Consider the following 21095-nt stretch of genomic DNA (forward strand, 5'->3'; position numbering starts at 1 on the left):
ATGAACAGCGGGCGGCGGCGGGTCATGGCGTGGCTCCCGGTGTGCGGGCGGGCAGAGCGCCGAAGGGAGAGGCCGTGATCAGGGGCGCCGCCTCATGGGCGGCGAGGAACGCGGAGACGGCCGCGGGCCAGCCGTACCGCTCGGCCTGGTGGCGGGCGGCGGCGCGGCGAACGGACTCGGGCCGGGAGAGCAGGCGTTGGACGACGTCGGCGAACGCGCGGCCGTCGGTGGCGCCGGCGCCGGCCGGGCCGATGAGGGCGGGAAGTGCGGACAGGGCGCTGGCGACGACGGGGGTGCCGCAGGCGAGCGCCTCCAGGGCGGCCAGTCCGAAGGTCTCGGCGGGGCCGGGGGCGAGGACGATGTCGGCGCAGGCCTGGAGGGCGGCCAGCCGGTCGCGGTCGGCCACATGGCCGAGGAACGTGACCGGGAGCCCCGCGGCGCGGGCCCGGGCCTCCAGGCGGCCGCGCAGCGGGCCCTCCCCGGCCACGACGAGCGCCGCGTCGACGCCGCGCCGCCGGAGTTCCGCGAGGGCCTCCAGGGCGCGGCCCGGCCGCTTCTCGGCCGACAGCCGCGAGCACATCACGAGCAGCACCGCGGCGCCGCCCGCGTACCGGGCCCGGAGCGCGCCGTCGCGGAGCGCCGGGCGGAACCGGCCGAGGTCCACGCCGAGCGGGGCCCGTACGACGTTGCGCACCCCGAGGCGTTCGAACTCGGCGGCGGCCCACCCGGTCGTGCACACGACCCGCGAGTAGGCGTGCGCGGTACGGCGGTTGAGCCGGTCGGCCGCGACGCGGGCGGCGGCCGGCGGCAGCCCCCAGGTACGGAGTACGGCGTCGGCGCTCTCGTGGGAGACCATGACGGACGGGACACGGTTCCTGCGGGCCCACTCCCCCGTCCAGCGCAGCGTCGTCCGGTCGGAGACCTCCAGCCGGTCCGGGGCGAGCGCGTCGAGCAGCGCCTCGACCGGTTGTCTGCGGGCGAGGACGTGGTAGCCGCCGGTGCCGGGGATCGGAGTGCCGGGAAGGGTGATGACCTTCCCCTGGGTGGTGGATTCCGCGCGGATCGCCGGGCGTCCGGGGGACGCGGCTCCCGGCATGATGAGGACCGGCTCGTGGCCGGCCGCGAGATAGCCCTCGCCCAGGTGCTGGAGAGCGGTGCGCAGCCCTCCGGAGACGGGGGTGATGAAGTTCGCGAGGCGGACGATCCGCAGCGGCCGGCTCATGCCGCGACCGCCGTACGGGCGCTGAGCACCTGCGCGTAGTGGTCCAGCAGCTGGTCGCCGACCGCCTCCCAGGTACGTGTGGCGACATCGGCGCGGCCCGCCGCCCCGTACCGCGCGCGCAGCGCCGGGGCGCGCTGCAGGAGCTGCACCGCGTCGCAGAGCGCGTCGGCGTCACCGGGCGGCACCAGCAGGCCGGTGCGTCCGTGCGCGACGAGGTCGAGCGGGCCGCCGGCCGCGGGGGCGATCACCGGCACCCCGCTGGCCATCGCCTCCTGGACGGTCTGGCAGAACGTCTCGAAGGGGCCGGTGTGCGCGAAGACGTCGAACGAGGCGAAGATCCTGGCCAGCTCGTCGCCGGTCCTGGAGCCGAGGAAGACCGCGCCCGGCAGCGCCGCGCGCAGCCCGGGGGCGCTGGGACCGTCGCCGACGACCACCACCCGGACGCCGGGCAGCCCGCAGACCCCGGCGAGCAGGCCGACCTGCTTCTCCGGGGCGAGCCGGCCCACGTAGCCGACGATCAGCTCGCTGCGCGGCGCGAGGGTGCGGCGCAGCGCGGGATCGCGCAGTGCGGGCCGGAAGCGCACCGGGTCGACGCCGCGCGGCCACAGGTGCACCCGGGGGACGCCCTGCCGTTCCAGTTCCCGCACCGAGGCGGTGGACGGGGCGAGGGTGCGGGCGGCGGCCGCGTGCACGGCGCGGATGCGCCGCCAGGCGGCGGCCTCGCCGACGGGGAGGTAGGAGCGGGCGTAGCCGGCCAGGTCGGTCTGGTAGACGGCGACCGCCGGGACCCGCAGCCGCTCGGCGGCCGCCATGCCCCGCACTCCGAGGACGAAGGGGCTGGCGAGGTGGACGATGTCGGCGCGGTGCGCGGCGATGGCCGCGGCCGTCCGGCGGCCCGGAAGGGCCACCCGTACCTGGGGGTAGCGGGGCAGCGGCAGGGAGGGGACGCGGATGACGGGGCAGGGGTCGTCGCCGGGCGGTACGTCGTTCGGCCCGGCCGGTGCGATGACCAGCGGCTCGTGCCCGCGCCTGGCGAGGTGCTCTGCGGTGCGGAGCGCGCAGTGCGCCACTCCGTTGAGGTCGGGTGGGAAGGACTCGGTGACGATCGCAACTCGCATACCCACGTTGTCGCCATGCCGAGCGTTGACAGGGCCACGTCGATCTATACCGCCGTGGAACGCGTGATGACCCTTCGGGCGGCCGAGCCGCCCGATCCGGCCCCGTGAACCGCCGACGGCCCCCCGCCGAGAGGTGGGGGGCCGTCGGAGAAGCGCTCTAGCGGGCCGGTTCGCCCGAGCTGAGGCGGCCCCGCACCGCGGTCTGCACCTCGGCCTCCTCGGCCGGATCGGCGGCCATCCGGCGCAGCTGGGCCAGTACCCGTACGTCTCCGGTGGCGGCCTGGTGGGCGGCGAGTTCGCGCGTCGTCTCCTCGCAGTCCCACAGGCACTCCACCGCGAAGCCGGCGGCGAAGCCGGGATCGGTGGCGGCCAGCGCCTGGGCGGCGCAGCCGCGCAGCTGGGACGAGGAGGTCTCGCGGTAGACGTGGCGCAGCACGGGTGCCGAGCGGCCGATGGCGAGCCGGCCGGCGCCTTCGATGAGGACGGCGAGGCCCTCGGCGTCGGCGCCGTCGCTCTGGACGAGTCTGCGCAGGCCGGCCAGCACCCGGCCGGTGTCCTCGTCGCCGCCGCGGCAGGCGAGGATGCGGGCGGCGGAGATGCCGAGCGCGTCCTCGCGCTCGGACCAGGAGCGGGCCCGGGCCATGGCGTCGTCGCTGCGCATCCGCTCGAACGATTCGAGGGCGGCTCTGACGACGAGGTCCACGGGACTGGCGGCGGCGGCCTCGATGAGGTCCAGGGCCTGCGGGTCCTGCCGGTCCGCGAGGTGGCGCAGCGCGGCGGCGCGGGCGGCGGCGGGGCCGTCCTGGGCGGCGGCGACGAGCTCGGGGCGGTCCTCGGGTCCGGCGACGGCGGCCAGGCAGCGGGCCGCGGGTTGATCGCGGTGGGCGGCCGGGTACTGGGTGAGGCCCTCGTCGGCCCATTCGAGTACGGCGCGCACGCTCCAGCCGGGGGTCGGTCCCGTCGGGCGCAGCTGGCGCTGCCAGCGGTCGAACGACACCTCTTCGAGTGCCTTGCGGACCCGGGCGGCGGTCGCGGGGTGCCGGGAGTCCTCGGCCCACAACTGCCACGGCCGGGGCTCGTACGCCTCGCGCACGGCCGCGGCCAGCTCGGTATCGCCCTCGGCGGTCTCCGGGAAACGGGCGAGCAGGGCGGGCCCGAGGCCGCGCAGTCCCTGTTCGTCGTCACGGACGGCCAGCTCGTCCAGGGCCCACTCCCAGGTGCCGCCGGTGGCCGCGTAGCGCCGCAGCAGGCGCAGGGCGTCACCGCGCCCGTAGCCGGCGAGGTGGCCGAGGACGGACAGCGCGAGACCGCAGCGGTGCTCGTCGGGGTCCAGGAGGTCGTCCGGATGGAAGAGGTGCTGTTCGATCCCGTCGAGCCCGGCTTCCAGTTCGGAGTACAGCCGCGCGTAATAGAGGGAGCGCGATTCCACCCGCCAGTCGAGGCGGGGGTCACGCAGGACGCACTGCTCCAGAGCGGCGAGGGCATCTGCCCGCTGCGCCGCCAGGGCATGCAGGGTCCCGTCTCCGCGTCCTCGCTGGAGGAGGCCGAGAAGGGTTCCACTGGGCGCTATGTCTGGGTCGAACATGAGGTCAGCATCCGGTGCGGGGAGTTCCAAGGCAACGGGATTTCCGTTGCGGGTGCCCGGCATCCTTACCGGCCACCGGGCGTTTCAAGCCTGGCGGAGGGGTGGGAATGTGTGGGGCCGGGGCGGGCCGCAGCCTACCGAGGTTTCCCCGCCCGTGTCGCTCCGGGCCGCCAGAGGCCCCGGAAGGCTTATGGCATATGCCATAAGCACCACCGGATCGGGTATTGCCGAAACCCTTACGGGCCATCACGCCGTGTGCCACAGTCGTTACCGGCCCTTCCGTCCGCCTTGGCCGCTCAGCACCGGTATCCGGTATCGGAGTCACCTTCGGAGAGCGTCATGCCGTCCCATCTGCACGCGGATCACTCCGCCGCACCGTCGACCGACCCCGATGCGGTGGACGCGCTGATCTCCCAGGCCCGCCGGCTGCGCAGCGAGGTCGACGCGGTACGCCGCGACACCGCCGCCCCGGACGGTGCGGACCCCCAGGTCCGCTGGGAGCGCGCGCTGTGCGATCTCGCGGTGCACCAGCTCGACGACCTGGGCGAGCACCTGGGGCAGCTCCGCGAGGGTTTAGCGGACGACGGCGGTACCGCGACCCCCTTCGTCCCCAGCGACTTCGCCACTGCCCATCTCCCGTCCCCGGCCCTCCCTGACCGTGTGCCGGATCACGCTCCCGGCCGGGCCGGCAGCGCCGAGTGGGACCTGCTGACGGACGAGGCCGAATGGTCCGACGAGCTGTACCGCATCTTCGGCCGCGACCCGGACGACGGTCCGCTGACGCTGGACGAGCTCCCCTCCTGGCTCTTCGAGGAGGACCAGCAGGCCCTCACCTCGATGGTGACCGGCTGTCTGGTCGACGGCAGGCCCATCGACGGTGAGTTCCGCATCGTCCGCTCCGACGGTTCCACCCGGACGCTGCACATGGTGGGCGAGCCGGTGCTCGACGCTGACGGCGGCACCGCTTCGATGTGGGCCGTACTGCGGGACGTCAGTGAGCTGCGCCGCAGCCAGCTGACGCTGAGAGAGACCCGTGACTCTCTCCAGCGCCAGCGGCAGCTCGCGCGGTCCGAGCACCGGCTGGCGGTTGAGCTGCAGGAAGCCGTGCTCCCGCCGTGGCGCGGCTCCCTGCGGTTCCCGCAGGGCGGCGGGCCCACCACCATGGACCTGGCCGCCCACTACCTCCCTTCCGGTACCAGCGCCCTGATCGGCGGCGACTGGTACGACGCACTGCAGCTTCCCGGCGGTGCGACGCTGCTGACCGTCGGCGATCTCACCGGACACGGGGTGAGCGCCACCTCCGGCATGGCGATGATGCTCGGCGCGCTGCGCGGCATGGCGATGGCCGGGCTGGAGCCCGGACCGCTGCTGGGCAGGCTGAACCACCTGCTGGACACCTCGGCCCAGCCCACCCTCGGCAGCGCGCTGTGCTGCCGCTACGACCCCGCCGACCGCACCCTGTCCTGGGCCCAGGCCGGCCATCCCGCCCCGCTGCTCTTCCGGGACGGGACGGGTCGCGCGCTGGATCCGCCCGAGGGCGTGCTCCTCGGAGCCACCTCCGACGCGCGGTACACCCAGGCCGCCGAGCCCCTCAACCCGGGCGACCTGCTGGTACTGCACACCGATGGACTCGTGCCCCGCCGGACCTCGTTCCCGGCCGCGACGGAGCCGACGGACGGCGCACGGCGGCTGCTCGCGATGGCGCCGCTGTTCACCCGGGCCCGCACCGCACAGGACTGCGTACGGCTGGTCGTCGAGGAGTTCGGTGCCCCCGAGCGCGAGGACGACGCCTGCGTGCTCGTCGCGAGAATCGGTTAGACCGGATCACCGTTGACCTGGTTGACTTCACCCGGTCACCGAATCCACCCGGTCAGACCTGCCGGGTGCTCCTGTTCTTCGGAAGCGGCGGCATCGCGGCCTCGATCTCCGACCGCAGATCCTGGATCGTCGTGTAGTCCGCGTACCGCCCGGTGAGCCGGTACATCTCCCGCAGCCGGTCCCATGTCCGGTGCGAGGACGTACTGCCGATCGTCAGCAGTGCCATCCTGGCGTAACGGTCGGCCTGCTCCGGGTCGTTGGCGATGAAGCACGCCGAGGCGAGCGAGATGTAGTCGAAGATCTTCGACCGGTCCCGGCCCTCCACCCGCAGTTCCAGCGCGTGCTTGGCGTGCATCTGCGCCTGGGCCGCGGCCGACGGGTCGTGCTCGGCCAGCGTGCGGTACGCCAGCGCCTGCATCCCGTGCAGATCCGCCTCGTCGAACATCTGCATCCAACTCGGCGGCGGCACATCGCCCTTGTCCGAGACGAACAGGTCCTCGGCCTCCCCCAGCGTCCGCCGCATCGCCTGGCCGCGCCCCATGGACGCCTGGGCCCATGCCTCGATGGTGTGCAGCATGGCGCGGGTGCGGGGCAGCGCCTGCTCGCCCGATCCCGACTTCGCCAGCTTCATCAGATCGAGCGCGTCGTCCGGCCGGCCGATGTGGACCATCTGCCGGGCCGCGCGGGACAGTGCCTCGCCGGCCCGCGGCCGGTCCCCTCCCTCCCGCGCCGCGTGCGCGGCGATCACGAAGTACTTCTGCGCCGTGGGCTCCAGGCCCACGTCATGGGACATCCACCCGGCGAGCACGGCCAGATTGGCGGCCACACCCCACAACCTGCGCTGCAGATGGTCCTGGTGGTGGTAGGCGAGCATGCCGCCCACCTCGTTGAGCTGGCCGACCACAGCCTTGCGTTGCAGCCCGCCGCCGCGGGCCGCGTCCCAGGCACGGAACACCTCGACCGAGCGCTCGAGAGCCTCGATCTCCTGGGAACCCACCGGAGCCGCCTCGTACCGGTCGTACGAAGCGGGTTCGGCGTGGAGTGGATTGTCGATGACCGGTGCATCGGCCACCAGGGCCGGGTCGGTGTGCAACCAGTCGTACATTGCGCTGCTCAGTGCTGAGCCAGCGGTGAGCGCGGCGCCCGCGCCCACCAGACCGCGTCGGTTGAGCATGAGGTCCATTCCCGTGAATTCGGTGAGGACCGCGGCTGTTCGTTCCGGTGGCCACGGCAGACCGTCTCCGGTCTGCTTCTTCCCCGCGTGCCGGTGCCGGTCGAACCCGAGATCCTCGATGGTCACGACACGGCCGAGCCGCTCGGTGAACAGAGCTGCCAGCACCTTCGGAACGGGTTCGCGCGGCGACTCACCGGTCTCGATCCAGCGGCGCACCCGCGAGGTGTCGGTCGCCAGCTGCGGGTGGCCCATGGCCGCCGCCTGCCGGTTGACCAACCGTGCGAGTTCGCCCTTGGACCAGCCGGTAAGGCCGAACAGGTCCGCAAGTCGGGTGTTGGCTTCTTTGCTCACGTCAAGCCCCAGGTTCCTCGGCACGGTTGACACTAATCCGCTGACAAAGGCCCCGCGAGTATTCGCCACGCTTCGCCAGGGTGCGCCAGATGGTCTGCCACCCGCGCCAGGGTGTGATGTAGGAACGCGCCACCCCGGCCCGGCACTAGCCGGCTCCCGGAAGGTCGTTCGAGTCACCCGTGAGCCGCCTTGAGCTGCTCTCTTGTGCAGGGGACGACCGGCCCCGGGAGGGGCGTGCGGCGCGTGGACGAACCGGGCCACCGGCCCGAACCCGCATTCCCCAGGGTGCGGGTCCGGACGCCGACACCGGTTCCGGACCGTCCACGCGCCGGCCGCGCCACCGACGCCACCGACCGGCCACCACGTCGCGGCACCGCGACGCGGACACCGCCGGAGGCAGCACCGCACCGACGCAGCACCGTCAAACGCAGCACCGCATCACCGTCATGAGCTCGCAGGCACACGAAGGGATCTGTTTCCCCCTCATGTATTCAGCATCGTCCTCCGTGTCCGCTCCGCCCCGGTTGTCGCACCCCGCTGGTACGGACTCCTCCTTGCGCACCCGTCCGCCGCTCACCGCCGCTCGGCGGGGCCTCCCGACGGGCACCTCCCATCCGCTCAGCGGGAGACTCGACTTGACCGGCCCCCAGGGCGCTCAGCTGCGGACGGCCATCGCCGCGGTTCAGCGGATATGCCCCGAGTTCAACCCTGTTCAGATGCTGCGCCGCAGCGGGCGCACCGCACTGCTCGTCGGTACGTCGGGACGCAGTCCCGCGGTCGCCAAGTGTCTGCTGGACCAGTCCCCAGCGTGGGTCGAGCGGTTCCAGCACGAGATAGCGGCTTACCGGGCGTTCGTCCGCCACCGGCCGCCGGCCCGGGTCCCACGGCTGATCGCCGCGGATCCGGAGAGCTGTGTGCTGGTCCTGGAGCGGATGCCCGGACGGGTCGTGTCGGTACAGCGCCATCCGACCGAGACCCCGCCCCGGTCCGATGTCCGTGCGGCCATCGGCGCCTTCGGCCGGATCAACCTCTGGCGGCCGCCGGCCGGCGTGTTCGACGCGCCGATCGACTACCCGGCACGTATCTCGCGCTACCACGAGCTGGGGCTGCTCACCGACCGGGACATGGGTGACCTGCAGAAGCTGTTGCACGGACTGGCCCATGTGCAGGGGCAGTTCTGTCACGGCGACGCCCTGCTCTCCAACGTGCTGCTGTCCCCGGCCGGCCCGGTGCTGGTCGACTGGGAGCACGCCGGCTGGTACCTGCCGGGGTACGACCTCGCGGTGCTGTGGTCGGCGCTCGGCAACGACCCGGTGGCGCGCCGCCAGATCAGCCAGCTCGCCCAGAACCAGGGTCCCGCTTCCCGGGACGCCTTCCTGGTCAACCTGATGCTCGTCCTCACCCGCGAGATCCGTACCTACGAGACCGCCGTGCAGCGCACCATGCGCAGCGCCGCCCCGCCCGCGCAGACCGTGCCCGGAGCGGGCGAGGAGCAGCGGCTGCTGCTGCGCCGGCTGCACGACGACTGCGGTCTGGCCCGACGGGCGGTGCGTGCCGCCGTCGGCACGCGCTGAGCTCCGCGCGGACCCGTCCAGCCCCCCGGATCACGGGGGTTTTCACCACCCGCCGACACCCGCGTCACCGGTTCAGACCACTGACGCGGGCCAGGCCAGCGCGCCCGTGCCGGGGAAACTCCCGGCACGGGCGTTTGACGTGCGCAAACAGTGCCCGTTCGGGGCCTGTTGACGGATCGTCCGGGAGCCGATACCTCTGTGGAGCCGTTCGCCCCAGTACCGCTTCAAGGAGGCCGCATTGCGAGAGTCCGCCGCCCGATCAGCGAGACACCGACGGAGCACACTGCGTACGGTGACCGCGGCGGCCGCTGCCGCGGCACTGCTGCCCGTGCTCTCCACGGCCACATCCGCGAACGCCGCCCAGCCCGCCACCTCGTCGCTGCAGCAGGCGTTCAGCGACGCGGCCCAGCGCTATCAGGTGCCGGCGAGCGTCCTGCTCGGCGTGTCGTACATGGAATCGCGCTGGGACACCCATCAGGGGCTGCCCAGCGTGACCGCGGGCTACGGCCCGATGCACCTCACGGACGCCCGTACGGCGCTCACCGACTTCCCCCAGAAGGGCGACGGCGGTGACGACTCGCGCGGTGACGACTCCCGGCCGCTGACCGGCAGCGGGCAGGCCGTTCCCGACGCCGATCTGTCGAAGCTGCCCGCCACCCTGACCACGCTGGAGCGGGCCGCGGGGCTGACCGGGCTGCCGGCCCAGGACCTGCGCAAGGACCCGGCGGCCAATGTCGCGGGCGGCGCGGCCCTGATCGCCGCCGCCCAGAAGTCCCTGGGGCAGCCGCTGAGCTCCGACCCCGCGGACTGGTACGGCGCCGTCGCGCGCTTCTCGGGCGCCGACGACTCGGCGACCGCCGGTGCCTTCGCGGACGATGTCTACGACGTGCTGCGACAGGGCGAGTCCCGTACGACCGACGCCGGGCAGAACGTCACCCTGACCGCGGCTCCGGGGATCGCCCCGGCCACCGCGCAGGCGGTGGCGCTGGGCCTGAAGCACGCCAACGACAGCGGGACGGAGTGCCCGCGCGGGGTGGGCTGCGAGTGGCTGCCCGCGCCCTACCAGGAGACGACTCCCGGCGATTACGGCAACCACGACCTCGCCGACCGGCCCGCCAGTCAGAAGATCGACACCATCGTCATCCATGACACCGAGGGCAGCTGGGACACCGCACTGAAGCTGGTGCAGGACCCGACGTATCTGGCCTGGCACTACACGGTCCGCTCGGCGGACGGCCACATCGACCAGCATCTGAAGACCAAGGACGTCGGCTGGCACGCGGGCAACTGGTACACCAACGCCAAGTCGATCGGCATCGAGCACGAGGGCTTCCTCATCGACCCGGGCACCTGGTACACGGAGTCGATGTACCGGACGTCCGCGCGGCTGGTCGCGTACCTGGCGAAGAAGTACGACATCCCGCTGAACCGCCAGCACATCCTCGGCCACGACAACGTGCCGGGACCGACCGGTGCGTACATCGGCGGGATGCACACCGACCCCGGGCCGTACTGGGACTGGGCGCACTACTTCCAGCTGATGGGCGCTCCGCTGCACGCCACGGCGGGTCCGGCCGGCGGCCTGGTCACCATCCGCCCGGACTATGACAAGAACCGGCCGCTGTACACCGGCTGTGTCACGGCGGGCGACACCTGCCCGGCCCGCGGCTCCGAGGCGGTGCGGCTGCACACGGCGCCGAGCGAGGACGCGCCCCTGGTGAAGGACATCGGCCTGCACCCGACGGGTGACTCCACGACGGGCGTCAACGACGTCGGGGCGCGTGCCTCCACCGGCCAGCAATACGCGGTCGCCGAACGCCAGGGCGACTGGACGGCGGTGTGGTACCTCGGCCAGAAGGCCTGGTTCCACAACCCCCGGTCGCAGCCGACCGCCGTCAACGCCTGGGGCTTCACCGCCACCCCGAAGGCGGGCCTGGCCGACATCCCGGTCTACGGGCGCGCCTATCCCGAGGCGGCGGCGTACCCCGCGGGTGTTCCCGTGCAGGCGATCGTGCCGATGCCCTACAAGCTCCTGGCGGGCCAGGAGTACGCGATCGGCAACCGGGTCCAGGGCGAGTACTACTACTCGACGACGTTCGACACCGCTTCGCACCAGGTCGTGCGCGGTAAGCAGGTCTACTACGAGATCCAGTTCGGCCACCGGGTGGAGTACGTCAGGGCCGAGGACGTCACCGTCCTGCCGTCCCAGGTGGGCGCCCCGCGCTGAGCCGTTCTCCCCACGGGCGGCCGTTCGGCCGTGGGACGTGACAGGGGCGCCGCCGGATCCCGGCGGCGCCCCTTCGCGTGCGGTGTGCGTCCCGTCAGCCCTGCTGGAACATCTCCGCGGGCAGCGGCTTCAGCAGCTGGTAGAGGTCGTCGGTGATGGGGCGGTCCCAGGTGGCGATGGTGACCTGGACGCCGTCGCTGCGGTCGAACTGGGCGCAGGCGATCCGTGCTTCCGAGACCTTTATCCGCCGGACGATGAGCAGACCGTCGCCGTGCATCGCGGGGGTGTCCTCGGTGCTGACCACTTCCACCGGCTCCTCGTTGCCGAGTGCCACCATCAGCTGGGCCACCTCGAAGGGCACCTGGCCGTCCTCCAGCTCACGCGCCGGGGAGCCCTCGGGGAGGTTGCCGATCAGCATGGCGGGACCGCGGCCGCCGAAGAGGTCGTAGCGCAGGAAGATGCCCTGGCAGCTGCCGTCGGGACCGGGCAGCAGCCCGGCGCCGAGAATGCCCGGCCAGTCCCCCGGGTCCATGGCCAGGACATCGAAGTCCGGCCCGGTGGGCGTGGCTGCGGTGCGGCGGCGGAGGAACGACATACGGCCATCGTACGTGGCCCGCGGCCCCTTGCGCGGCGCCGGGGGCCGTGGCCGCCGGACCTCTCCGCGGCCCGCCCTCATTCCTCCCCCGTGACTGCCCCGGACGGGCCGCCGGGCGGGTCCGCCCGGTACGTCCCCGGCAGCCCGCCGGGGTCGGTGCCGAGCTTGCGGTAGACGGCGGAGAGCAGCCGGCCGACGGTGACCTCGTCGGTGGAGAGCTCCGCCGCGATCGCCGCCGGTGTGGCGCCGGTGGCCGCGCGGGCGGCCGCCGCATGTTCCTGCTCGCTGAGGGTGGCGGTCCCGGTGGCGGGCAGCCGCAGGGGCCGCAGGCCCGCCGACGTGAGTTCCCCGCGAGCCCGTGAGGCCAGTTCGTCGGCGCCGCACTGCAGGGCGCCCTCCAGGCCCCGGTAGAGCTGCTCGGCGGCCTCCGCCGGGCGGCCCGCCCGGCGCAGCGCCGTCCCGTGGGCGACCAGCGAGCAGGCCAGCTGGTGGCCGGCCGGGGAGCGTTCCAGCCAGTCGACGGACTCCTCCAGGAGCTTCATCCGCTCCGCTCCCCCGGACACCTCGGCGGCGATCCGCAAAGTGTGCCCGATCATCGAAGCGGCTCCGAACTGCCGGGCGCGGGCGACGGCCTCCATGGCGGTGGCGCGGGCCCGGTCCGGGGCGGCGGACGCCTCGGCGAGCGCCAGGTGCGGCTGCCAGGGGCACCAGGCGGGGTTGCGCATGCCGCGCTGGTTCAGCCGGCGGCCCACGGCGGCCAGTTCCACGGCGGCCTCCTTCGCCATGCCGCGGGCGAGCAGCAGCTCGCCGTGGACGGCCTGGGCGTCGGGGAAGGTGACGGCGGCGGGGAACGGGGCGTGGAAGTCGTGGTCCGCCGCCAGTTCCGTCGCCTCGGCCACCCGGCCGCGGGCGAGCAGCACCTCGATGAGGACCGCGACGGAGTACCACTGGACGGGTGTGCCCCGGCCGACGCGCTCCGCGAGCCGCAGTCCGGCACGGGCGAAGTCCTCGGCCTCGGCGAGCCGGCCGCGCCGGAAGCGGATGTAGCCGAGCAGCAGATAGCCGAACGACAGATGGGCGCCGCGCCAGCCCTGGCGCTCGAACTCGGCGATCCCGTCGGCGAAGAGCTCCTCGGCCCGGCCGGGCCGGTCCGCGTACAGGTGCACCAGGGCGACCAGCACCGGGACCTCGAAGCCCCAGTCCGCCTCGGCCCAGTGCAGCCCGCCGTCCAGGGCCCGGCCGGCGTGGCGCAGGGCGGTGCCGGACGGCTCGCCGCGCAGGACGGCGTCCCAGGCGCGCAGCCCGATGATGTACCGCTCGGTGAGGTCGCGGCCGGTCAGCCGGTCGGCGAGCCGGGCCAGCCGGCGGGAGCGGGCGGGCGAGCCGGGCTCGTCCGCGCGGAACGCGTCCCACATGAACTGCTCGGCCTGCATCCGCAGCCGGACCCGGGGATCGGTGGCGGTACGGGCCGCCTCGCCGACGGTGTCGGCGGCCTCGTCGAGCCGGTCGCTGTGGGCGAGTGCCTGGGAGAGGTGGAAGAGGATCCCCTCGCGCAGGGCGGGGTCGCCCGCCGGCTCCTCCAGCGCGGCCCGCAGATGGTTGACGGTGGTGGCGGGTTCGAGCAGCAGGGAGGCGCAGCCCAGTTCGTACAGGACGGCGGCCCGCTCACCGGGGGACGGGGGTTCGCGCAGGGCCCGGCCGAGGTAGCTGCGGGCGGCTTCCGGGGCGCCCGCGCGCAGTGTCTCGCGGGCGGCGTCCCGCAGTTGGCCGACGACCCAGGAGTCGCCCTCGGGGTGGGTCTCCAGCAGATGGCGGGCGGCGGCCGACGCTCCGAGGCCGGCGTCGACCACCGACCAGGCCGCCCGGCCGTGCAGCGCGACCCGTGCCGCGTCGGGGATCGCCCGGTAGACGGCGGTGGCGATCAGCGGGTGGACGAATTCGAGGGTCGTGCCGCCGGTCAGCACCCGGGCGCCGCGCAGCCCGTCCGCGGCCTCGGCCGCCTCCGCCGCGCCGAGGCCGGCGATGTCCGCGGCGAGCGCCGGGGAGATCTCGGTGCCCAGCACCGCGGCGGCCCAGGCCAGCCGGACGGCGGGCACCCCCAGCCGTTCCAGCCGGGTGGTCAGCCCGCTGCCCTTCACCAGGGCCGCCAGTTCACGCAGCAGGTGCGCGCTGGTCCGGTCGGGGCGCAGGTCCCGGTCGCGGACCCTGGCGGTCAGCTCGACGGCCTCGAAGGGGTTGCCCGCGGTGACGGACCAGCACTCGCGGCAGAACGCGTCGTCCGCGTGCTCACCGACCGTCGCGCGCACCAGGTCGCCTATCGCGGCCGCGGTGAGCGGTTCCAGGTCCAGGGGCCGGTGGCCGGTGCTGCCGGGCAGCCCGCGGAACGACCCGGCGTGCTCCGGCAGTTCCTCGGGCCGGTAGGCGACGACGATCAGCATGGACAGTTCCGCGGCGCGCGGCGCGAACGCGGCGAGCCAGGTCAGGGATTCGGGATCGGCCCAGTGGGCGTCGTCCAGGACGAGGACCACCGGGGCACGCCGCTGGGCGAGATGGGTGACCACCCAGTCCAGGCCGTCGCGCAGGCCCTGCGGGTCGGGTGCCACGCCGTCCCCCGCGGCGCACAGGCCCAGCGCCGGGCCGACGATCCCGTACCAGCTGCCGAGCGAGGAGCGCAGTTCGCTCTCGCCGGATCCGGCGAGCTGCGGCTGCAGGAGCTGCCGGGCCACATGGAAGGCCACCCGCTGCTCCTGGTCGCCGCCGCGGGCGGACAGTACGGTGCAGCCCTGGTCGGCCGCGCGCCGGCGGGCCTCGGCCAGGAGCGTGGTCTTGCCGAGCCCGGCGGTGCCGGAGAAGGCCAGCAGGCCGCCGCGCGGCCGGTCGCGGCTCTCGGCGCCGTCCGCCCGCAAGCCGGTGAGCTGGCGCAACGCCTCGTCCACAGCGGCGAGTTCGGGCTCTCGTTCGAGCAACGGGCGCCCTGAACGGGCCCTGTGCTCCGGCATCGTGCACCCCCTGGTACCACCGCGTACGCCGGGCGCCCGATGCGCTCGGCGCACGCGCGTCCGATGCCACCTCAGCGTACGCCCGCGGCGCGGTCCGGGACCCTGTCCCGGACCAGCCGCGGCCCTACCTTCCGAGGCCCTGGTTCATCGCCCCAGCGCAGAGTGCTGGAACCCGTTGTCCGATGTCTGTTCGAGGGCCTTGGGCAGCCCGGCGTGATCGGTGCCGACCTTGCGGTAGACGGCCGACAGCATGCGCGTCACCTCGCGTTCCGCGGTACCCAGTTCCTCCGCGACCTCACTGGGGGACCGGCCGCCCGCGATCTGTTCGGCCACGGTCCGCTCCGGCCCGGTGAGCGTGTCGGTCCCGGTACTGCGCAGCTGCAGCGGGCGCATCCCCGCCGCCGCGAGCTCGTCACGGGCCCGGCCGGCGAGCGCGTCCGAGTTGCAGTGCAGCGCGCCTTCCAGACCGGCGTGCAACCGGTCGGCGGCGTCCTGCGGCAGTCCGGCCCGGCGCAGCGCGGCCCCGTACGCGACCTGCGCACGGGCCAGTTCGAACGCCGAGGGTGAGCGTTCGAGATGGCTGACGGCCTCGGCCAGCAGCCGCAGACCGTCGGAACCGCCGGTCACTTCGGCGGACGCGTGCAGCGCCTGGCCGATCGCCGACGCGGTACCGAACTGGCGGGCCCGCTGGACGGCCTCCCGGATGGTGTCCGAGGCCCGTTCTGGCTCGACGAGGGCCACCGCCTGGGCGAGGTGCAGCTGCCACGGGCACCAGGCGGGATTGCGCATGCCGCGCGCCTCCAGCCGCTGGCCGACCGCCGTGAGGTGGCGTTCGGCGTCGCCCCGCATGCCCTGGGCCAGCAGCAGTTCGCTGAAGACCGTCTGGGAGTCGGGGTAGACCACCGCGTTCGGGATCACCTCGCCGTAGTCGTACGTGTCGGCGAGCTCCTGCGCCTCGTGGGTACGGCCGCGGGCGAGCAGGATCTCGATGAGGATGCCGATCGCGAACCACTGCGCGGGCACTCCCGGCCCGACCCGGTCGGCGATGCCCAGCCCGGCGTGCACCAGGTCCTCGGCCTCGGCGAGCCGCCCGCGACGGTAGCGGATGTACCCGAGGAGCGTGAAGCCGAACGACAGGTGCGCTCCGCGCCAGCCCTTGCGTTCCAGCTCCGCGATGCCCTTGGTGAACAGGTCCTCGGCGCGGCCCGGCTGGTCGCAGTACATGAAGGTGAGGGCGACCAGGACCGGAACCTCGAAGCCCCAGTTCTCGTCGGTCCAGCTGAGGCCGTCGCCGAGGGCCTCCTCGGCGTAGCGGACCGCGACGGCGGCCGGTTCGCCGCGCACCATCGCGTCCCAGGCACGCAGCCCCAGGATGTAGCGCTCGGCCGGGCCGCGGCCGGTGAGATGGTCCGCCAGCCGGCTCAGCCGCCGGGAGCGGGCGGGCGAGTCCTGTTCGTCGGCCCGGAAGGCGTTCCACATGAACTGCTCGGCCTGCATGCGCAGCCGGGTGCGGGTGTTGTTGGCCCGGCTGGCCTCGGCCTCGACGGTTCTGGCGGCCTCCGCCATCCGGCCGGTGTGTCCCAGCGCCTGGGCGAGCCGGTAGGTGATGGCCTCGCGCAGCTCCGGTTCGAGTTCCGGCTCCTCCAGGGCGGCCCGCAGGTGGTTGACCGTGTTCGCGGGCTCGTTGAGGAGCGACGAGCAGCCGAGTTCGAAGAGCACGGCCGCGCGCTCGCCGTAGGGCGGTGGTTCGCGCAGGGCGCGGGCGAGACAGCGCTGGGCCGCCTCGGGCGCTCCGGCCCGCAGGTACTCGCGGGCTGCGCCGCGCAGTTGCTGCACCACCCACTCGTCGCCCTCGGGATGCAGTTCCAGCAGGTGCCGGGCGGCGGTGGCGGCGCCCAGTCCCGCTTCCGTCACGGCCGACGCCGCCTCGCCGTGCATCCCGACGCGCAGCGCGCTGGGAATCGCCCGGTAGACGGCGGTGGCGATCAGCGGGTGGACGAACTCCAGGGTGGAGCTGTCGGTGCTGCCGACCGTCAGGATGCGCGCGGCCCGCAGCCGTTCGAAGGCGTCGGCCGCCTCCTCGCGGCCGAGCGCGGCGACACCCGCGGCCAGTGGCGGTGCGATGGACGTGCCGAGGACGGCCGCCGCCCAGGCGAAGCGGACCGCGGACGGGCCGAGCTTCTCGATCCGCTCGATGAGGCCGCTGCCCTTGACGGCGGACGCCAGTTCGCGCAGTTCCGGGATGTCCTCGCGCTGGCCCTTGAGTTCGCGGTCGCAGATCTTCGCGGTGAGCTCGGTGACCTCGAACGGGTTGCCGCCGGTGACCGCCCACGCCTCACGGCAGAACGCCTCTTCGGCGCTCTCCCCCACGGCGTCGCGCACTATGCGGCGGACAGCGCCCGGGGTGAGCGCCACCAGGTCGAAGGGGCGGGAGCCGTGCCGGCCGGCGAGTTTGCGGAACGCCATCGCGTCGGCGGGCAGTTCGTCCGGCCGGTACGCGACGATCACCAGCATCGGCAGTTCCTCGGCCCGCGGGGCGAAGGCGGTCAGCCACGCCAGCGACTCCGCGTCGGCCCAGTGCGCGTCGTCCAGGATCAGCACGACGGGCGCCTGCTGGACGGCGAAGCGCGTCACCACCCAGTCCAGGCCGTCACGCACACCGGTGGGATCGGGGGCGCCGTCGCCGACCGAGGCCACCAGCCCGACCGCCGGGGCGACGATGTCGTACCAGCTGCCCAATATCCGGCGGTGCTCCTCCTCGGAGGCCGCCGCGAGCACCGGCTGGACGAGCTGGCGGACGACATGGAAGGCCATGCCCTGCTCCTGCTCGCCACCGCGTGCGGACAGCACGGTGCAGCCACGCGCCGCCGCTCGCCTGCGGACCTCGGCGAGCAGCGCGGTCTTGCCGAGCCCGGCAGGACCCGCGAAAGCGAGCAGCCCGCCGTGCTTCGTGCCGGGCCGATTCCCGCAGAGATCGTTCAAAGCGCCGTCGAGCGCGACGAGTTAGGACTCACGTTCGAGAACCAAGCGATTCACTCGTCCCAATTGTTCCACCGCGTCTGGCATGTCCGTTCCCGTTCTCGTTGCCTGTTCGGCAGGTAGCGCCGAGCGTACGCCCGCCGGGACGCTCTGTAGTGCTCCCTGGTGATATCCAGGTCGGACGAACGGGTAGATGGCAAACGCCAGTTCACTTTCCCCATGGTCCGGGCGGCTCCGGACCACCGCGACGCAACCCGAGGTGGGCACCTTGTCGGACACCACAGCCCCCAGCGGCCCCATCCAGCGCGACATCCTCGCGGAACGCACCACCCTGCTGAGCATTCCCTTCCCCGGGCGGTCGAGCCCGCACACCGACCGAGCCCGCCGGCACACCCTTCAGTGGCTGCGCGACCTGGCGATACTCCGTTTCGACCGCGATGTCGAGGAGTACGACGCGCTGCGGCTGGAGCGTCTGATGGCGTTCTTCTACCCCCGTGCGACCGGATCCGATCTCGACCTCGCCGCCGACTTCAACGCCTGGTTCTTCATCTTCGACGACCAGTTCGACGGCCCTTTGGGGCGCCGGCCGGACGACGTGGAGCGCGAGGTCGACACGTTGGTGTCGATCCTCTACGAACCACCTTCCCCCGTCCGTGGTACCGCCAACCCGCCGGGCAACCCGCTCGCGGACGGATTCCGCGACATCTGGCTCCGCTCGGCGGCCGGCACGCCGACCGCGTGGCAGCACCGCTTCCGCGACCACTGGCGGGACTATCTGCGGGCCTACCACTGGGAGGCCCTGAACCGGACGCGGCGGCCCACCATGACCCTCGAGACGTTCCTGCGGGGCCGGCGGGACTCCATCGGCGTCCAGCCGTGCCTGGACTTCGCCGAGCGGTGCGGCGGCTACACCCTGCCGGACATGCTGCACTCGGGCCCGCTCGCCGAGATGCGGGAGATCACCGGCGATGTGGTGATCTTCGTGAACGACATCATGTCGGTGGACAAGGAGTTGGCCGCCGGGGACGTCAACAACAGCGTGATCCTGCTGCTCGACACCAGCGACCACACGCTGGACGGGGCCGTGGAACTCATCGCGCGGGCCGCCAACGCGCGCGTGCAGCGGTTCCAGATGCTCGCCGCGCGGCTTCCCGCGGTGCTCGACGAGTACGACGCCGCGCCCGCGCTGCGGGCGCAGGTGGAGGACTATGTGCGCGCCATGCGCCATGTGATGCGCGGCAATCTCGACTGGTCCCTGGAGACCGCCCGGTATCGCGCTTCGGGGGTCGCCGCGGTGAGCGGCGGCAGACAGCGGCCGTGGTCGGATCTCTTCGGCACGGACGGCACCCGCCCCGGCGGCCTCGGCTGAGCCGGGACCGTGGACGGCGCGGCGGAACGACCGGGGCAGCACGGGAGTGCGGCCCCGGTCCCGCCCCGATCCGGTCCCTCGCGGGGCCCGGATGCGGGCGGACGCCGACTTCCTAGGCGGGGTAGGTGCGGCCCGCGAAGCGGCGCTCGAAGCCGTCACCGGTGTTCGCGGTGACCGTGTAGTCGTAGCCGCCGTCGGCCGCCGACGTGAGCGCGACCTGCTGGGTGCCGCCCGCCGCGACGGTCACCGTGCTGCCACCGGAACCGTCCCCCGCGGCGTTGCCGCCCACGGTGAAGACGACCGCCGCGCCGCCGGCGTTGGTCAGCGTCAGCGCCAGGTTCCGCGGCGTCGCGCGGGCGATGGCCACGGCCGCCTCGGGGTGGCCCTTGGCCGCGTTCGACCAGGTCCGCACATCGCCCTTGAAGCCGCGCAGATAGCCGTCGGGGCCGTGCGCGTCGATGTCGTACAGGCCGCCGCCGTACGTCTGGGCGCTGAAGTAGTCCTGCACGCTGCCGCCGACCGGAACCGTGTAGCGCCAGTTGTCGTAGGTGCGGTAGTTGACGGTGTACATCGCGAAGCCGGCGCCCAGCGTCCCGGTGTTGACCACCTTGATCCAGATGCGGCCGGTGCTCGTCTCGGTCCACGACGTGGTGTCGAAGCCGTAGCCGATCCGCCGGGCCGGCCGGCTGCCCGACTCCTGGACCGGCGCCACCTGCGAGGACGGCGGGGCGGCGTCGGGCAGCGAGTTCTGGGCGTCGCAGGCGGCGACCAGCGCGGCGGTGTCGGGGAGCGAGGGGAACGTGGTGTTCTTCGTGGTGAAGTCGAAGGCGCTCATCAGGTCGCCGCAGACGGTGCGGCGCCAGGCGGAGATGTTAGTCTCCTTCACCCCGGTCCAGTTCTCCAGGAACCGCAGCGGCGAGGTGTGGTCGGCGACCTCGGAGTTGACGTAGCCGCCGCGGCTCCAGGGCGAGATCACGATCATCGGCACGCGCGGGCCGAGCCCGATCGGCACCCCGCCGATGAACTCGTCCGCGGTTCCGGCGGGCGCGACGGGCGGCGCCACATGGTCGAAGAAGCCGTCGTTCTCGTCGAAGTTGAGGAAGACCACGGTCTTGGCCCAGACGGCCGGGTTCGCCGCGAGCGACTCCAGGACGTACTTGGAGGTGTAGTTCGCGCCGTACGCCGGCGGGTAGTCCGGGTGCTCGCTCTGGTTGGCGGGGGCCACGACCCAGCTGACGGCGGGCAGCGTGCCGTTCCTCACGTCCTGGTTGAACGCGTCGGCGGAACGCCGCTGCATCCCGTTGACGTAGAGCGGTGACGTGGTGGCGGCGCTCTTGAAGTTCTTGAACCAGGCGAGCGGGTTGTCGTCGTAGTTGTCCTGCTGCTGGTAGACCCGCCAGGAGATGCCCGCCGACTGCAGGCGCTCGGCATAGGTGGTCCAGGAGTACCCCTTCTCGGAGTTGTCCGTGACCGGCCCGCCGTTCTTGCCCGCCGGGTCGACGGTGGCGGTCCACTGGTACAGCCGGTTGGGGTTGGTCGGCCCCTGCACGGAACAGAAGTACTGGTCGCAGAGGGTGAACGACTCGGCCAGCGCGAACTGGAACGGGATGTCGGCGCGCTGGTAGTACCCCATCGACCAGGCGCTCTTGGCCGGCACCCAGTTGTTGTACTTGCCGCTGTTCCAGGCGCTGTGGGTGCCCGACCAGCCGTGGTCGAGGTCCCGCACCCGCTGCGCGTCCGTCGTCGCGGTGTTCAGGTGCCAGGGCAGTACGAGGCTGCCGCCGGAGGGTCCGTTCGCGGTCTGGCGCAGCACGTCCTGGCCGTTGGGGAAGCGCAGCCGCGACCGGTCGCCGTAGCCGCGCACGCCCTTGAGGGTGCCGAAGTAGTGATCGAACGAACGGTTCTCCTGCATGAAGATCACCACATGCTCGACATCGTCGAGCGTGCCGGCCGCCGAGGTGGCGGCCATGGCCTGCTGGATGGAGGCGGGCAGCGTGCCGAACGCGGCGGCGGCGCCGGAGCCGGCGGCGGCTCCCAGGAATCCACGGCGGGACAAGGGCGTCAAAGCGACTCCTCGGTCAGGG

Annotated in this window: 12 protein-coding genes; 4 read left to right on the plus strand and 8 right to left on the minus strand. The window is 73.2% G+C overall.

Going from position 1 to position 21095, the window contains the following annotated elements:
- Nucleotides 1–22: 22 nt before the first annotated feature.
- The 3 genes from LNW72_RS07760 to LNW72_RS07770 form a co-directional block, all read right to left on the minus strand.
- Complete coding sequence (locus tag LNW72_RS07760; protein ID WP_250974719.1) at nt 23–1222, minus strand: glycosyltransferase; 1200 nt, start codon at nt 1220–1222, stop codon at nt 23–25.
- On the minus strand, nt 1219–2340 hold the full coding sequence (locus LNW72_RS07765; RefSeq protein ID WP_250974720.1) for a glycosyltransferase family 1 protein: 1122 nt from the start codon (nt 2338–2340) through the stop codon (nt 1219–1221). The genes LNW72_RS07760 and LNW72_RS07765 overlap by 4 nt, the downstream gene beginning before the upstream one ends.
- A gap of 157 nt (nt 2341–2497) precedes the next feature.
- Nucleotides 2498–3925: a HEAT repeat domain-containing protein gene (locus tag LNW72_RS07770; protein WP_250974721.1), complete on the minus strand. Its 1428-nt coding sequence runs from the start codon at nt 3923–3925 to the stop codon at nt 2498–2500.
- Nucleotides 3926–4264: 339 nt separating this feature from the next.
- Between LNW72_RS07770 and LNW72_RS07775 the strand changes: the two genes are divergently transcribed.
- Nucleotides 4265–5743 carry a SpoIIE family protein phosphatase gene (locus tag LNW72_RS07775; protein WP_250974722.1) on the plus strand — a complete coding sequence of 493 codons (1479 nt, stop codon included), beginning with the start codon at nt 4265–4267 and terminating at the stop codon, nt 5741–5743.
- A gap of 52 nt (nt 5744–5795) precedes the next feature.
- Here LNW72_RS07775 and LNW72_RS07780 read toward each other — a convergent pair whose 3' ends face one another.
- Complete coding sequence (locus tag LNW72_RS07780) at nt 5796–7268, minus strand: hypothetical protein (RefSeq protein ID WP_250974723.1); 1473 nt, start codon at nt 7266–7268, stop codon at nt 5796–5798.
- Between the two features lie 485 nt (nt 7269–7753).
- Between LNW72_RS07780 and LNW72_RS07785 the strand changes: the two genes are divergently transcribed.
- Entirely contained in the window at nt 7754–8842 is a 1089-nt protein-coding gene (locus LNW72_RS07785) for an aminoglycoside phosphotransferase family protein (RefSeq protein ID WP_250974724.1), read from the plus strand.
- A 292-nt stretch (nt 8843–9134) separates the two neighbouring features.
- The gene (locus tag LNW72_RS07790; protein WP_250974725.1) at nt 9135–11069 is read left to right on the plus strand and encodes a peptidoglycan recognition family protein; all 1935 of its coding nucleotides are present in this window, start codon (nt 9135–9137) and stop codon (nt 11067–11069) included.
- Between the two features lie 94 nt (nt 11070–11163).
- Here the strand turns inward: LNW72_RS07790 and LNW72_RS07795 are convergent, their stop codons facing one another.
- From LNW72_RS07795 to LNW72_RS07805, 3 genes are all read right to left on the minus strand, one after another.
- Entirely contained in the window at nt 11164–11664 is a 501-nt protein-coding gene (locus LNW72_RS07795; RefSeq protein ID WP_138353938.1) for a hypothetical protein, read from the minus strand.
- A 77-nt stretch (nt 11665–11741) separates the two neighbouring features.
- Nucleotides 11742–14663, minus strand: a complete 2922-nt coding sequence (locus LNW72_RS07800; RefSeq protein ID WP_250974726.1) for an AAA family ATPase — start codon at nt 14661–14663, stop codon at nt 11742–11744.
- A 144-nt stretch (nt 14664–14807) separates the two neighbouring features.
- Entirely contained in the window at nt 14808–17645 is a 2838-nt protein-coding gene (locus LNW72_RS07805) for an AAA family ATPase (RefSeq protein ID WP_250974727.1), read from the minus strand.
- A 265-nt stretch (nt 17646–17910) separates the two neighbouring features.
- On the opposite strand from LNW72_RS07805, the gene LNW72_RS07810 reads away from it, so the two are divergent.
- On the plus strand, nt 17911–19011 hold the full coding sequence (locus tag LNW72_RS07810; protein ID WP_250974728.1) for an isoafricanol synthase: 1101 nt from the start codon (nt 17911–17913) through the stop codon (nt 19009–19011).
- Nucleotides 19012–19123: 112 nt separating this feature from the next.
- Here the strand turns inward: LNW72_RS07810 and LNW72_RS07815 are convergent, their stop codons facing one another.
- Nucleotides 19124–21076: a phosphocholine-specific phospholipase C gene (locus LNW72_RS07815; protein ID WP_250974729.1), complete on the minus strand. Its 1953-nt coding sequence runs from the start codon at nt 21074–21076 to the stop codon at nt 19124–19126.
- Nucleotides 21077–21095 lie beyond the last annotated feature (19 nt).

This window comes from Streptomyces sp. RKAG293 (assembly GCF_023701745.1).
Lineage (GTDB): Bacteria > Actinomycetota > Actinomycetes > Streptomycetales > Streptomycetaceae > Actinacidiphila.